This window comes from Actinoplanes sp. NPDC049681, from assembly GCF_044465265.1.
Taxonomy (GTDB): domain Bacteria; phylum Actinomycetota; class Actinomycetes; order Mycobacteriales; family Micromonosporaceae; genus Actinoplanes.
In genome coordinates, this window is the sequence record NZ_JBITLP010000011.1 from 1 (window position 1) to 13,142 (window position 13,142).

Below are 13,142 nucleotides of genomic sequence, written 5' to 3' on the forward strand. Positions count from 1 at the left end.
GTGCGACCGCTGAGCTTCTCCCAGTCCTTGAGCGCGGTGTCTCGCGGCGCGTCGGTGAAACCACCCGCGGCGGCACCCCACAACACCCCACACGACGGCACCAGCAGCTCGCCGGTCACGCAGTCGCCGGCCGCTGGGGCGGCGGGCGGCGGCATGTCCTCGTCCTCGATCGGGGTCGCCACCGGGGTGGTCGGCGCCGGAGTCGTCTCCGCGGGCTGGGCCGGGGTCGTCTCCACCGGCTGGGCGGGAGTCGTCTCGGCCGGCTGGGCCGGGGTGGTCGGGGCGGGCTGGGCCGGCGTGGCGGGCACCGGCTTGGTCGGCGTGACCGGCGCGGGCTTCGCGGGGGTGGCAGCAACCGCGGCGGTGGAGACGATCAGGGCCGGGCCACCGGTGTTCTCGGCCGAGCGCAGCCGGGTCACGACGCTGGTGGAGGAGGACTGCAGGGCGAAGGCGTACGCGCCGGGGCGGGTGACGGCCTTGCTCAGGTCGAAGGTGACCTCGGTGGCGCCCGGGGCCGGGGTGGCAGCACCGACGACCGCACCGAGCGCGGGGGCGTTGGCCGAGGTGAGCGTGCGCTCCGACCAGGCCGTGCCGGCGACCCGGCTGAGCGTCAGCCGGCCGGTGACCGGGCCGACGGCGGTCAACCGCAGCCGGGCGGCGCCGACCGTGACGCCGGCCGGCACCTCGAAGCGCAGGAACGCGGTCTTGGTGTCGCCGTTCAGGCGGCCGACGGCGAGCTTGTCCTCGGCGCCGAAGCCGGCGTTCTTGCGGACGCTGGAGACGTACGCGTCGTCGGTGGCGGCCAGCTTCAGCTCGGCGCCGGCCGGAGCGGCGGCGGCCGCGGCGGCGCCCGCCGTCACGGATCCGGCACCGGCGGCCAGGGCGGCCAGGGCCGTCACGGACTTCGTCAGCTTCGATCGACGCACTTGTCATCTCCCCCGCGTTGTCCGGCCGCATCTCGGCCGGGCATGCGAAGAAGATTCCGGGGCGTGCGGTGCGCGCGGCGTGCCCGTCACGGTGCGGCCCGGTTGCGAACCGTCCGAACGGCGGCACTTGAGGATTTCGGGGTCCGAGCCGGCGCGCGCACGGGCGTACGGGGCCATATGCTCGCCGCGCTGATCGACCGAGAAGGGGACCCCTGGTGACCGACATCGCCGCCGTCCTGGCGACCTCGCCCGTGATCGACGGGCACAACGACCTGCCGATGGCGCTGCGGGCCCGCGCCGGCTACCGCGTCGAGGGGCTGGCCGCGGACCGGCGCGAGTTCCACACGGACATCGCGCGGCTGCGGGCCGGCGGCGTCGGCGGGCAGTTCTGGTCGGTCTACGTGCCCTCGGACCTGCCGGAGGCGGAGGCCGTGGTCGCCACGATGGAACAGGTCGACGCGGTGTACCGGCTCGTCGCCGCGTACCCGGAGGATCTGGCGATCGCGTACACGGCAGCGGACGTCACGGCGGCGAACCGGGACGGGAAGATCGCGTCGCTGATCGGCATCGAGGGCGGGCACAGCCTGGCGTCGTCCCTCGGCGTGCTGCGCGCCTTCGCTCGGCTCGGCGTCCGCTACGTCACGCTGACGCACAACCACAACACGCCGTGGGCCGACTCGGCAGCCGACGAGGCCAGCAGCGGCGGGCTGAACGACGAGGGCCGCGCGGTCGTGGCGGAGATGCAGCGCATCGGCGTCCTCGTGGACCTGTCCCACGTGGCGACGGCCACCATGCACGCCGCACTCGACGCCGCCACCGCCCCGGTGATCTTCAGCCACTCGTCGGCGCGGGCGGTCACGGGCCACCGCCGCAACGCGCCCGACGACGTGCTGGTCAGACTGCGCGGCAACGGTGGCGTGTGCATGGTGACCTTCGTACCGGCGTTCGTCTCCGCGGAGGTCGCCGCCTGGACAGAGGCGGCGGAGCAGGAGTGGGCGCGGCTCGGGCTGCCCGAGGACGCGGACGCGTGGCCGCGAGCGCCGCGGCCCGGCGAGGAGATCCCGGCACGGCCCGTACCGGAGCAGGGACCCGGCGGTGATCACCCGCCGGCCGCCTTCCGCCCGTGGCTGGCCGCCCACCCGCGACCGGAGGCCACCCTCGGCCAGGTGGCCGATCATGTCGACCACGTCCGGGAGACGGCGGGCGTCGACCACGTCGGGCTCGGCGGCGACTACGACGGCTGCGACCGGCTGCCCGCCGGCCTCGAGGACGTGTCCGGCTATCCGCGCCTGCTCAGCGAGCTCGCGGAGCGCGGGTGGACGCGGGCCGATCTGGAGAAGCTGACCGGCCGCAACGTGCTTCGCGTGCTGCAGGCTGCGGAGGAGCACGCCACCGAGCCCCTGTGGCCTTCTACGACTTTGGGCCGAGACCGCCCGTAGATGATCTCCGTCCGCAGCCGGATACCCCCGCCCGCGCCCGGCGGCGAGGCTGCAGCGCATCATGCGAAATCGACGGAGTCTTCTACGGGGCGCGCTGCTCGCGGCGGCCGGGCTGGGGCTCGGCGCGGCCGGCGCGGACCGGCTCCCGCACTGGTGCGGATGGGACCAGCCGCCGCTGGGTGGCGGCTACGCCCCGGCGGCGGACCGGCTCACCGCCGTCCGACGGTCGGAGGTGCGGGTCCGCTACTACGTCCAGACCGACGAACCGGTCGTGGCGTTCACCTTCGACGACGGTCCCGGGCCGCGGTGGACGCCGATGGTGCTCGACGCCCTGGACGCGGCGCGGATCCCGGCCACGTTCTTCACGGTGGGGCGCAACCTCGAGACCCATGCCGATCTCGTACGTCACCGGCTCGGCGCCCACGAGATCGGCAACCACTCGTGGTCCCACCCCGACCTGGCCACGCTGGACCTCGCGGCGACGACCGACGAGCTCAGCCGGACCCACGAGACGATCACGCGGGTGACCGGGCGGGCGCCGACGCTGATGCGGCCCCCGTACGGCCACCTGGGCGGATCCACCCTGCTCGCCGCCGACTCGATGGGCTACGACATCGTGCTCTGGTCCGACCAGATGCACGAGCGTGAGTACGAGGACGACCCCGCCGGCCAGGTCCGCGCGATCGTGGACGCCGTCCGTCCCGGCTGCATCATCCTGGCGCACGACGTGGGCGCCGAGCGCCGCCTGGTCGCGCTGCGCCACCTCGGGGAGATGATCGACGGCCTGAAGAAGCGCGGCTTCCGGTTCGCCACGGTGAGCGAGCTGGCCGCCCTTGGGACCCGCGTCTGAACACCCTCGCGATCGAGGCCTCAACCCCGCAAGGCACACAGTGGACCCGGCACCGGGGCCCTGATCCGAAAGGTGTCTGGTCTCCGCGACGTACGCTGGCCCGGTGCTCGACGCACCCACCAACGTCGATTTCGAAGACGGCGCGCAAGATGGCGCCGAATCCGGCGGCGAGCAGGGCGGTGTCGCGCCGGCGCACTGGTTCGATCCCGACGGCGTGGTCGGTGCTCGGCGCGATGGTGACATGGCTGGGTACGGCCGCGAAGTGGCTGGACATCAACGTCACGTCGGTGCCGCTGAGCGAGCCGTCGATGACCGCCGGCGAAGGGGCCCGGCTCGGTGTGGCGTGCGCGTTGTGGGTGGGGCTGCCGCTGGTGCTGGGCACGATGCGGGTGCTGCGCCGAGAGGTCTCCTGAAAGTGCCGTCCCCGGCCGGCGCGGGGGTCCGCCGCGGCCCCGGCGGCGGTAGGCTCGCGGTATGCCGATCGGTCCGCAGCCCCGCGGCCGGCGGGGCACGGTCGACGAGCCGTACAGCGCGCTGAACCTGCGGCTCGTGCTGGCCGTGTTCGGTTTCGTCGTATGCACGGTCCTGGCCGTGCTGCTGTTCCGTGCCCGGTGGACGGTGCCGGCGTGGCTGCTGGCGGCATGGGCGCTGGTCGCGGTGGGCGACGCGGTGGTGGTCCAGCTCCGGCGGCGGGCCCGCTCCCGCGCCGAGCACGGGCGCGACCACTCACTCTTCGAGTGACCGGCGGCCGGAGTCTTGGGGCTTGTCCTCGGTGTGGGCGGGACACCTGCACCGGTCCGGATACGGGCAATCGGCATGCCAGGTCGCCCGGCGCGCCGGCGGCCGCCTCGACTCGATGTCGCAGGGCAGGCTGATGAACCTGATGCTCGTCATGAGCGGAACGATCCTGCGCCGCCGGTCAACTGGACTGGGGTCATGAGATCCCGCCGGCCGGGTCTTGCATCCGGTCCGCCGGGGTCGTCGAGCCATAGCCGAATGGAACCCGGGGTAGCACCACGGTGGGACCAGTCCACGCAGGGCGTCTCCGGACGGAGGGCTGCAGCATCGGCTGAGCCCGCTGCCCTCGCACCGGGCACGGCCAGGCAGCGATACCGCAGCGGCAGATCCGGCGCCACGGCCGCAGCCACGGCCGCCGGGCGCCATGGGTGATGATGTTCCGTCGTCGCATTGCGGTCTCCCCACGTGAGTCCGCGGACCATCCGCGGCTCACGCATGAAGCTTTCCGGTCATGGCGAGATGCCGGGAGAGGCCTGCTGTCCGTGAGCGCTGTCCGCGGACGGACCACGGACACGCCCGGCTCCAAGGCGCAGGGTCCGGGCGATCCGCTCGATCTCCTCGGGGAGTGGCCGGGAGCCGCTCGTCGCGGCGACACGGCGGGCCTCGGCCAGCAGGTCGCACGCCACGTCGTCGTCGCCCGCTTCGGCGTGGGCCTCGGCCAGCTGCAGGACGTATTTCGTCACGAACTCGGATCCGCGGACCGCGCCCTCCGTGGCCGTCAAGCCGGACCTGAGGTGAGCGATGGCTTCGTCGCGGCGGCCCAGCAACCGGTACGCGAGCCCGCGCTGGAGCTGCAAGTAGCCCGGTGAGTAGAAGTAGATCCAGGCAGGCTCAGCCTCCGGGTGCTCGGAGGCTTCCTCCATCAGTACGGCAGCGCGGTCGAGTTGTTCGTCCACGGCGAAGGCTTCGCCGAGCATCGCGTGGCCGCGGGCTCGCTGCTGCGCCGCCATCGCGCGGATGCCGGGGCTGGTCGCGTATGCGGCGGCGGCCGACGACAGGCCGACGACGGGCCCCGGCCGGCGGGCCATCCACGCGAGGTTTCCGCGCATCGAAAGGGCGGTTGCGACCAGGTCCCGGTTTCCGGCCTCCGTGCCGTACTCGAGGGTACGGGCGTACCAGCGCTCGGCTTGTTCGAAGGCGTTCGTGGCCGCGTGGAGCCAGCCCGCGAACTGCACCCACTGCCCCGCCAGGTCGAGGACCGTGTTCCGAACGGGGCCGTGGGCCGCGTCGGCGAGCTCTTCGACCACCGCGAGAGGACCGGCCGTGGCGGGGATCAGGGCGCTCGCCCCGAGCGAATCCTCCAAGCGGCGCAGGTTCGCCAGGACGCCGTGCAGCGCGCCCACGGCGGCCTCGTCCACCCGGCGTGGATGAGTGGCGGCGTACCGCAGCCGGTCGAGGTCCGTGCCGGCAGGGGTGGCGGCGGGCAGGGACGCCGCCTCCCTGAGAGCACCACCGGCATCGAGAAGGTCGTCCATGCGAGCCGCCGCCCTCGCATTGGGCTCCTTGCGGCCCGTCTCCCATTCGCAGATCACGGTCTTGGAGACGTAGGCCAGCTTGCCGAGATCCCGCAGGGACATGTCACGTGCGGTGCGCAGTCGGCGGAGCTTCTCGCCGAAGGGTTCCGGTCGGTCCACAACGTCACGTCCCGGTTATACGGCCCATTGAATCCACGATATCCGAGCCGCGTCCTGCCCGATTTGGGCGGTTGGTGCCTGTACCGTCCTGTGCTGTGCGCGCCTCAATTCGCTTCGCCGCCGTCGCCGTTCTCCTGATCACTCCCCTCGTGCCGCCCGCGGGCGTCGGCGTCGCCGCGCCGGCCCCCGGCACGGCCGCGGTGCTCAACGACGTCCGTGAGCCGGTCCGTAAGACCTATTCGACCGCCGGGCTCGAGAAACGCGGAGCCGGTCTCGCGCGGCGGGCGGCGGCCGGCCCGCCGCCCACCGCGGGCACGGTCCGCAAGTGGCCCGCGCTCGACGACGTCGACGGCCGGTTCTATCGCAAGGACTACACGCTGCGGGGCATCGGTGAGCACATCGAGGTGTGGGTGGCCTCGGACGTGGGCTTCCCCGCCGGGGACTGCCGCCCGGACGGTTCGACCACCGTCACCGACGCGCAGATCGCCGCCCTCGTCCGGGAGTTCGACCGCACCATCCAGCCGCGGGAGACCGCGGCGTTCAGCACCCCGCCGGACCGGGACGGCAGCGATGCTCAGCTCACCGGCGACTACACCGGTGCCGGGCAGAAGACGGTCACGCTGGTCGACAACATCCGCGACGACAACTACTACGACTTTCCCGAGGCGGCGACGTACATCGCCGGGTTCTTCTCGGACCAGCTCAACGAGCTCGTCGACCGCAACGTCATGACGATCGACGCGTACGACTGGCGGCACCGTACCGGGGCCAACCCGCCGGACGAGCCCACCGCCGACCTGTGCACGAGCCGCCCGGCCCGGCCGCGGTTGTACGAGGGGACCTTCGCGCACGAGTGGCAGCACCTGCTGCAGCACTACACCGATCCCGACGAGGCGCTCTGGATCAACGAGGGGCTGTCGGACTACGCGCAGAGCCTCGTGGGCTATGTCGACGGCACCGCGACCGTCTTCCACCGGGGCGCGGACACCCACCTGGTGTGCTTCCAGGGGTTCGCCGTGGTGAAGACGGCCTTCAACGCGAATCCGCGGGCGTGCGGCGGGGCGCAGAACTCGCTGAACCTGTGGGACGAGGGCGCGCCCGCGGAGGTGCTCGCCGATTACGGCAACGCGTACCAGTTCCTGCTCTACCTGCACGACCGGTTCGGTCCGGCGGCGCTGTCGCGGCTGCACCGCGACGGCCGCCATCAGGGTCTGGCCGCGGTGCAGGCGGCGCTCGGGCCGAAGGTACGCCTGTACGGGGTGCTGCACGACTTCCAGACCATGACGCTCGTCGACAAGGTCGCCGGGGACGGGACGATGATCGGCGTGCCGCGGGAACGGGTCACCGCGGCGAGCCTGCGTTCGACCGTGAACCTGGCCAATCCCGCGTCGTACGACCGTCCGGGCGCGGCCCCGAACGGCGCGGACTATGTGCGGCTGCGCGACGCGGACGGGTGGTCGCTGCGCGGCGCGGACCTGCGCTCGGTGCGGTTCCGGGGGGCCCGCACGCTGCCGCCGCTCCCGCTGACGTGGACGGTACGCGATGGCGCACTGTTCTCCGGCGACGCCAGTGACACCGACGCCACCGCGGTGATCCCGGTGCGGGTCCCCGGCAAGGCGGCGACGCTCACGCTGCGGGCCCGGTACGGCGCGGAGAAGGGCTACGACTTCGGGTACGTGACGGTGTCCGCCGACGGGGGCCGGACGTACCGGGCGGTGGCGGGTGACCGTACCGTGGCGGGCCCGCTCGGACCCGCGGTCACCGGCAGCACCGACGGCTTCGAGAAGCACGGCTACGACCTTTCCGCGTACGCCGGCAAGCAGGTCCTGCTCGGCTTCCGCTACGTCAGCGACGGCGCGGTGAACGAGGGCGGCTGGTACGTCGACGACGTGGCGATCGGCGGCCGGACGATCAGCGACGGCACGACCCTGCACGGCTTCCGCTCGCCTACGCAGATCTTGCCGGTGCCGGTGCACGCGTGGAACGTACGGCTGGTGGGGATCGACGGTGCCGGCAAGCGGGCGCGGCAGGTGCCCGTGGGGCAGTTCGCGGCGCTGCGGGCGTACCCGAAGGTGGTGGCGATCGTCGCCTACGACGAGCCGACCGGGCAGGTCGACCAGTACGCGCCCTACACGCTGACCGTCAACGGCGTCGTTCAGCCGGGTGGCAGTACGCCGTAGACGATTCCCGGCGAGCCGGCGCCGCCGCGGACGATCTGGCCGCCGCACAGGATCCACGCCCCGGTCGGGGGCAGCGCGGCGAGGTTGGCGAGCACCTCCAGGCTGAGGCGGTGCTCGCGGTGGACCAGGCGGGAGACCGCGTACGTCGGGTCCACGCCGGGGTCGGGGCCGAACGTGTCGGTGCCGGTGCCGCCGCGCCGGCCCAGCCGCCCGGTCTCGATGAGCCACCGCACCGCGTCCAGGCCGAAGCCGGGCTGGTGCAGGGTGCCGTCGGTGTCGCGGCCGTAGTAGGCCTCCGTCCCCCACCTCGCATCCCAGCCGGTCCAGAGGACGACGAACGACTCGGGCGGGATCGGGCCGTGCCGGTCCTCCCAGGCCCGCAGGTCGGCCCGGGAGAGGGTGAAGTCCGGGTCGGCGGCGCACCGGTCCCGTACGTCGATCTTCACCGCCGGCCGGAACAGGTCGCCCACCTCGAGGTCGTCGGCGAGCGCGGCGCCCTCGGTGAAGTGGCCGGGCGCGCTCCAGTGGGTGCCGGTGTGCTCGCCCTGCCGTACGTAGCGCAGGCGGAAGCCGTCCCGCGCGATGGTGGCGACGGTGTCCACCGTGAACGCCGGATCGCCCGGGTAGAGGCAGACCGTCGCCGGGTCGGCGACGTGCGACAGGCTGACGAGGTCGAGCTGCATGCGCTCAGTCTGCCGGTGCGGGAGCGGTCAGTCGGCGAGGGCCAGGGCGAGGCGTCCGGTGCGGCTGTTCTTGGCCGCGTACATGGCGGCGTCCGCGCGGGCGATCAGCGTGTCCGCCGCCGCGGTCCGCGGGTCACCCCAGGCGACGCCGATGCTGGCCTGCGGCAGCAGGCGGTGGCCGTCGTGGTCGAGGCCGCCGGTGGCGAGGGCCGCCACCAGGGTCTGGCCGATGTGCCGGGCATCGGCCGCGGCCGGGACGTCGGGGCAGATGACCACGAACTCGTCGCCGCCGAAGCGGCCGACCACGTCACCGTCGCGCACCGCGTCGCGCAGCCGGGCCGCGACGTGGGTGAGCAGGCGGTCGCCCGCCGCGTGCCCGTACACGTCGTTGACCTGCTTGAACTGGTTGAGGTCGATGAAGATGACCGCGGTGCCGCGGGTCCGGCCGGGGCCGCACAGCGATTCCTGGAGGGCGGCCAGGGTGGACGCCCGGTTCCGGCACCCCGTCAGCGCGTCGTACGTGGCCCGGTGCTTGAGCTCGTCGCGCAGCCGGACGTCCTCGGTGACGTCGGTGAGGCAGATGATCGCGCCGGTCACCTCGCCGCGGGCGCCGGTCAGGCAGCGCAGGTTGGCGCGCACCCGCCGCAGGCCGCGCTCGGCGTGGTGGTAGCCGTACTCGGCATCCGTGTCCTGCCCGGCCAGGACGGCGTCGATCGCCGCGTCGATGGCGGGCCGGTCGGCGGACAGGATCCGGTCCAGGCGGTGCCCGCCGAGCACCTCGCCCGGGTCGGCGCCGATCGCCCGGGCGGCCCGCTCGTTCTGGTACGCGATCCGGCGGTCGGTCCCGATCTGCACGATGCCCATCGGGATGGTCGAGGTGAGCCGGCGCATGAGCTGCTCGCTCGCCCGCAGCGCCTCCTGGGCCGCCATCTCGTCGGAGATGTCGAGCATCTCGGCCACCACCTCGCCGATCTCCGGGTCGGCCAGGTGGTTGTGGTTGGTGACCTCGAACCACACGACGTGCCCGTCGCGGTGCAGGTGGCGCAGGCGTACGCGGCGGCCCTCGCCGTCCTTCGCGGCGAGCAGGTCCATCCAGCTGGAGATGGCCCGCACCCGGTCGTCGGGGTGGATGAGGTCGACGGCGCGGGTGCCCTTCAGCTCCTCGGCGGTCCAGCCCAGCACCTCGGCGATCTCCGGATCGGCGCCCAGGAAGATGGCGTTGAGGTCCTTGCGGACCGTGACCAGGCGAGGCTTGATCGGCTCGTGCTCGAGCGGCCCGTTGCCGCCGGGGCCGTCAAGCCCGGCGATGAGGACGAGCGCCGCGCCGTAGCGGTGCGAGAGGTCGATGATCCGCAGCTCGACGAGCTGGGCAGGGGCGGCGACCGGGCGCACCCGGCAGGCGGCGCTGCCGCGGGCCAGGAAGTCGTGCCACGCGTCGATCACCACCGGGTGGTCGTCGGCGAGGAAGAGGTCGAGCGCGGAGCGCGGTCCCACCACCGGGCGCAGGGTGCCGAGCTCGAAGTCCGCGGGGAGGCCGGTGAACTGCCCGGACGGCGTGATCGTGCTGACGAAGGCGTCCGGGTGCCGGGCCACCGCCCCGGCGTACACCGCGTCGCGCTCCGCCTCGGTCAACTTCGCGTCCGCCATGACTGTCGCATCGGCGATCGCCCCCGGGACTGAAGAAGAACGCCGTCGTTGACACTGTCACATTGACAGTGTCAGTATGGTCGGCGTGTGGACGATGGACGAGCTCGTGGATCGCGTACGCCAGGCGCTGGCGGCGGAATATCCCGGCGCGCCCAACGGCCGGGTCCGCGACGTGCCCGACCGGCGGGCCATCCGGTGGTACACGACGACCGGCCTCGTCGACCGCCCGGCGGGCATGCGGGGGCGCACGGCCCTCTACGGCCCGCGCCACCTGCTGCAGCTCGTGGCGCTGAAGCGGCGCCAGGCTCAGGGCCACTCGCTGGCCGCCATCCAGGCCGAGCTGGCCGGGGCGAGCGACGCCGAACTGGCCGCCGCCGCCCGCGTCCCGCAGGAGCTGCTGGCGGGCGCCGGCGAGCCGGACGCTCCTCAGCCGGCCAGGCCGAAATTCTGGGCTGCCGCACCCCAGGTGCAGCTCCCGGAGGTCGGTGGCGTCGCGCTGGGTGGCGGGGCGATCCTGATTCTTCCGGTACGCCCGCAGCCGGGCGACCACGCCGCCATCGCGAACGCCGCCCGCACCCTGCTCGACCTGCTCACCGCCCGCGGCCTGCTGGAGTCCACCCCCGACCCCGATGATGGGAGCCCGTCATGACCCTTTCCGTCACCCCGATGGAGCCGGCGGAGCTCGGCCGCATCCGGATCCTGCCCGACGCGGGCCTGGGGGCGCTGCGCACCGACCGCGGCAATCTCCCGCTGGACCGGCTCGACGTGCGGGCCCGGATCAGCGGGCTGGTCGCCGACACCACCGTCACCACCGAGTTCGTCAACGCGTACGACACGGCGCTGGAGGCCACGTACGTCTTCCCGCTGCCGGACCGGGCCGCGGTCACCGGCATGACGATGACCGCCGACGGCCGCACCGTCCGCGCCGAGCTGCAGGAACGGGCGGCCGCCCGGGAGGCGTACGACCGGGCGATCGAGGCCGGGCAGCGCGCGTCCATCGCCGAGGAGGACCGTCCCGACGTCTTCACCATGCGGGTCGGCAACATCCTGCCCGGCGAGCGGGTGGTCGTGGAGCTGACCCTGGTCGGCCCCCTGCCGTGGGAGGACGGGGCCGCGACGTTCCGGTTCCCGCTGGTGGTCGCGCCGCGCTACATCCCCGGTACGGCGCTGGCAGGCACCCCGGTCGGCGACGGCCAGGTGCGCGACACCGACGCGGTGCCGGATGCCTCCCGGATCACTCCCCCGGTGCTGCTGCCCGGCTTCCCGAACCCGTTGCGGCTGTCCATCGGGGTGGACATCGACACCGCCGGCCTGCCCCTCGGCGAGGTCCGCTCCAGCCTGCACACGGTCACCACGTCCGGCGGCCGGGTGGAGATCGCGCCCGGCGAGCGCGCGGACCGCGACTTCGTCCTGCGGCTGCCGTACGCCGGCGACGGCTCCGGGGCGGTGTTCGTGCCGGACTCCTCGGGCGACGGTGGCGAGGGCACGTACCAGCTCGTGGTCCTCCCGCCGGCCGACGATGAGGCCCCCGCCCGGCCCAAGGACGTCGTCCTGCTGCTCGACCGCTCCGGCAGTATGGGCGGCTGGAAGATGGTGGCCGCCCGCCGGGCCGCCGCGCGGGTCGTGGACACGCTGACCGCCGCCGACCGGTTCGCGGTGCTGACCTTCGACCACCAGATCGACCGCCCCGGGGACCTCGGCGAGGGGCTGTCCGAGGCCACCGACCGGCACCGCTTCCGCGCCGTCGAGCACCTGGCCCGCGCCGACGCCCGCGGCGGCACCGAACTGCTCGCGCCGCTGCGCGAGGGCCTCTCCCTGCTCACCGGTGCGGACGGCCGCGACCGGGTGCTGGTGCTGGTCACCGACGGCCAGGTCGGCAACGAGGACCAGATCATCGCCGAGGTGGGCAAACTGATCGGCACCACCCGCGTGCACACCGTGGGCATCGACCGGGCGGTGAACGCCGGCTTCCTCGGCCGGCTCGCCGCGCTCGGCGCCGGCCGCTGCGAGCTCGTGGAGAGCGAGGACCGGCTGGACGAGGCGATGGAGCAGATCCACCGGCGGATCGGTGCGCCCCTGGTCACCGACGTGACGGTCAGCGACGTGGAGCCGGGCCGGCCGCAATCCCTGTTCCCCGGGGTGCCACTGGTCCTCTTCGGCCGCTACACGGGCACCGCGCCGGCGAGCGTGACCGTGCGCGGCCGCCGCCGCGACGACAGCGACTTCGCCGTCGAGGTGCCGGTCGAGCGACGCGATGAGCCCGCCGTGACGGCACAGTGGGCGCGCACGCGCCTGCGGGAGCTCGAGGACTGGTACGCCGCCGGCGACCACGCCCTGGAACCGCAGATCGTGACGACGTCCCTGCGCTACGGCGTGCTGTGCCGGTTCACCGCGTTCGTCGCCGTGGACAGCCGGGTGGTGAACGAGGGCGGGCCGAGCCGGCGGGTGACCCAGCCGGTCGAGTCGCCGTCCGGATGGGACATGTTCGACGCGGCGCAACCACCGTCGTTCCTGGCCGCCGGGGCCGCCACGCCGCTGCCGCCGCCCGCCGCACCCGCGCCCGGCGTCCCGCCCCGGCCGAGCTTCGCGCCCGTACGCGCGCAGGGAGCCCGGGGGCCGCAGCCGTTCGCGGCCGTACCGTCCGCGATGATGGCCCGCGGCAGCAGCCGCAAGATGGTCGCACCGGGCGGCGCCGCGCTGACGCTGCAGGACCTCACCGCCATCGTGCGGGTCGAGGCCGAGCGGCTGCGCGAGGCGCAGGACCGGCCGGTGGCCGAGCGCCGGGAGCTGCTGGCCGACCTCGGCACCCGGCTCGCCGCGCTGCTGGAGGGCATGACCGGTCCCGAAATCACGACGTTGCGGGAGCTCGCCGACCGGCTGCGCGCCGGCGGTGACACCGAGGCCGGCTGGGCGTACGCCCGCCAGGTGCTGGACGGATTCGCGCCCGGGGCTCCGCAGCGCAAGGCGTTCTGGAAGCGCTGACGG

The 13,142-nt window shown here is 73.7% G+C and carries 11 protein-coding genes; 7 read left to right on the plus strand and 4 right to left on the minus strand.

Annotated features, from left to right (window positions below):
- On the minus strand, positions 1-926 hold a 926-nt coding region (locus tag ACIBO8_RS34195), incomplete at its 3' end, for a DNRLRE domain-containing protein (protein ID WP_396119597.1).
- Positions 927-1,141: 215 nt separating this feature from the next.
- Between ACIBO8_RS34195 and ACIBO8_RS34200 the strand changes: the two genes are divergently transcribed.
- The 4 genes from ACIBO8_RS34200 (at position 1,142) to ACIBO8_RS34215 (ending at position 3,956) form a co-directional block, all read left to right on the plus strand.
- The gene (locus ACIBO8_RS34200) at positions 1,142-2,365 is read left to right on the plus strand and encodes a dipeptidase (RefSeq protein WP_396119598.1); all 1,224 of its coding nucleotides are present in this window, start codon (positions 1,142-1,144) and stop codon (positions 2,363-2,365) included.
- A 61-nt stretch (positions 2,366-2,426) separates the two neighbouring features.
- A complete protein-coding gene (locus ACIBO8_RS34205; protein WP_396119599.1) occupies positions 2,427-3,215 on the plus strand; it encodes a polysaccharide deacetylase family protein in 789 nt (262 codons plus the stop codon).
- A gap of 149 nt (positions 3,216-3,364) precedes the next feature.
- Positions 3,365-3,628, plus strand: coding sequence for a hypothetical protein (locus ACIBO8_RS34210; RefSeq protein WP_396119600.1), 264 nt, complete (start codon positions 3,365-3,367; stop codon positions 3,626-3,628).
- Between the two features lie 61 nt (positions 3,629-3,689).
- Complete coding sequence (locus ACIBO8_RS34215; RefSeq protein WP_396119601.1) at positions 3,690-3,956, plus strand: hypothetical protein; 267 nt, start codon at positions 3,690-3,692, stop codon at positions 3,954-3,956.
- A gap of 506 nt (positions 3,957-4,462) precedes the next feature.
- Here the strand turns inward: ACIBO8_RS34215 and ACIBO8_RS34220 are convergent.
- Positions 4,463-5,647 (minus strand): multiprotein-bridging factor 1 family protein, encoded by a 1,185-nt coding sequence (locus ACIBO8_RS34220; protein WP_396119603.1) that lies wholly within the window; start codon positions 5,645-5,647, stop codon positions 4,463-4,465.
- A gap of 95 nt (positions 5,648-5,742) precedes the next feature.
- Between ACIBO8_RS34220 and ACIBO8_RS34225 the strand changes: the two genes are divergently transcribed.
- Positions 5,743-7,827 carry a peptidase M6 immune inhibitor A gene (locus ACIBO8_RS34225; RefSeq protein ID WP_396119604.1) on the plus strand — a complete coding sequence of 695 codons (2,085 nt, stop codon included), beginning with the start codon at positions 5,743-5,745 and terminating at the stop codon, positions 7,825-7,827.
- Here ACIBO8_RS34225 and ACIBO8_RS34230 read toward each other — a convergent pair.
- Both ACIBO8_RS34230 and ACIBO8_RS34235 read right to left on the minus strand, forming a co-directional pair.
- Entirely contained in the window at positions 7,803-8,510 is a 708-nt protein-coding gene (locus ACIBO8_RS34230) for a cyclase family protein (protein ID WP_396119605.1), read from the minus strand. The two genes, ACIBO8_RS34225 and ACIBO8_RS34230, sit on opposite strands and share 25 nt — an antisense overlap.
- Before the next feature lie 27 nt (positions 8,511-8,537).
- Positions 8,538-10,157 carry a diguanylate cyclase domain-containing protein gene (locus ACIBO8_RS34235; RefSeq protein WP_396119606.1) on the minus strand — a complete coding sequence of 540 codons (1,620 nt, stop codon included), beginning with the start codon at positions 10,155-10,157 and terminating at the stop codon, positions 8,538-8,540.
- Between the two features lie 76 nt (positions 10,158-10,233).
- Here ACIBO8_RS34235 and ACIBO8_RS34240 point away from each other — a divergent pair, with 76 nt between their 5' ends.
- Both ACIBO8_RS34240 and ACIBO8_RS34245 read left to right on the plus strand, forming a co-directional pair.
- Entirely contained in the window at positions 10,234-10,806 is a 573-nt protein-coding gene (locus ACIBO8_RS34240) for a MerR family transcriptional regulator (RefSeq protein ID WP_396119607.1), read from the plus strand.
- Positions 10,803-13,139 carry a VIT domain-containing protein gene (locus ACIBO8_RS34245; RefSeq protein WP_396119608.1) on the plus strand — a complete coding sequence of 779 codons (2,337 nt, stop codon included), beginning with the start codon at positions 10,803-10,805 and terminating at the stop codon, positions 13,137-13,139. The genes ACIBO8_RS34240 and ACIBO8_RS34245 overlap by 4 nt, the downstream gene beginning before the upstream one ends.
- The last annotated feature ends 3 nt before the right edge of the window (positions 13,140-13,142 follow it).

Excerpts from the sequence above, each read along its gene's own strand:
- ACIBO8_RS34230 (WP_396119605.1), bottom strand. The coding sequence starts at position 8,510 with ATGCAGCTCGACCTCGTCAGCCTGTCGCACGTCGCCGACCCGGCGACG.
- ACIBO8_RS34205 (WP_396119599.1), top strand. The coding sequence starts at position 2,427 with ATGCGAAATCGACGGAGTCTTCTACGGGGCGCGCTGCTCGCGGCGGCC.
- ACIBO8_RS34210 (WP_396119600.1), top strand. The coding sequence starts at position 3,365 with ATGGCGCCGAATCCGGCGGCGAGCAGGGCGGTGTCGCGCCGGCGCACT.
- ACIBO8_RS34215 (WP_396119601.1), top strand. The coding sequence starts at position 3,690 with ATGCCGATCGGTCCGCAGCCCCGCGGCCGGCGGGGCACGGTCGACGAG.
- ACIBO8_RS34245 (WP_396119608.1), top strand. The coding sequence starts at position 10,803 with ATGACCCTTTCCGTCACCCCGATGGAGCCGGCGGAGCTCGGCCGCATC.
- ACIBO8_RS34240 (WP_396119607.1), top strand. The coding sequence starts at position 10,234 with ATGGTCGGCGTGTGGACGATGGACGAGCTCGTGGATCGCGTACGCCAG.
- ACIBO8_RS34235 (WP_396119606.1), bottom strand. The coding sequence starts at position 10,157 with ATGGCGGACGCGAAGTTGACCGAGGCGGAGCGCGACGCGGTGTACGCC.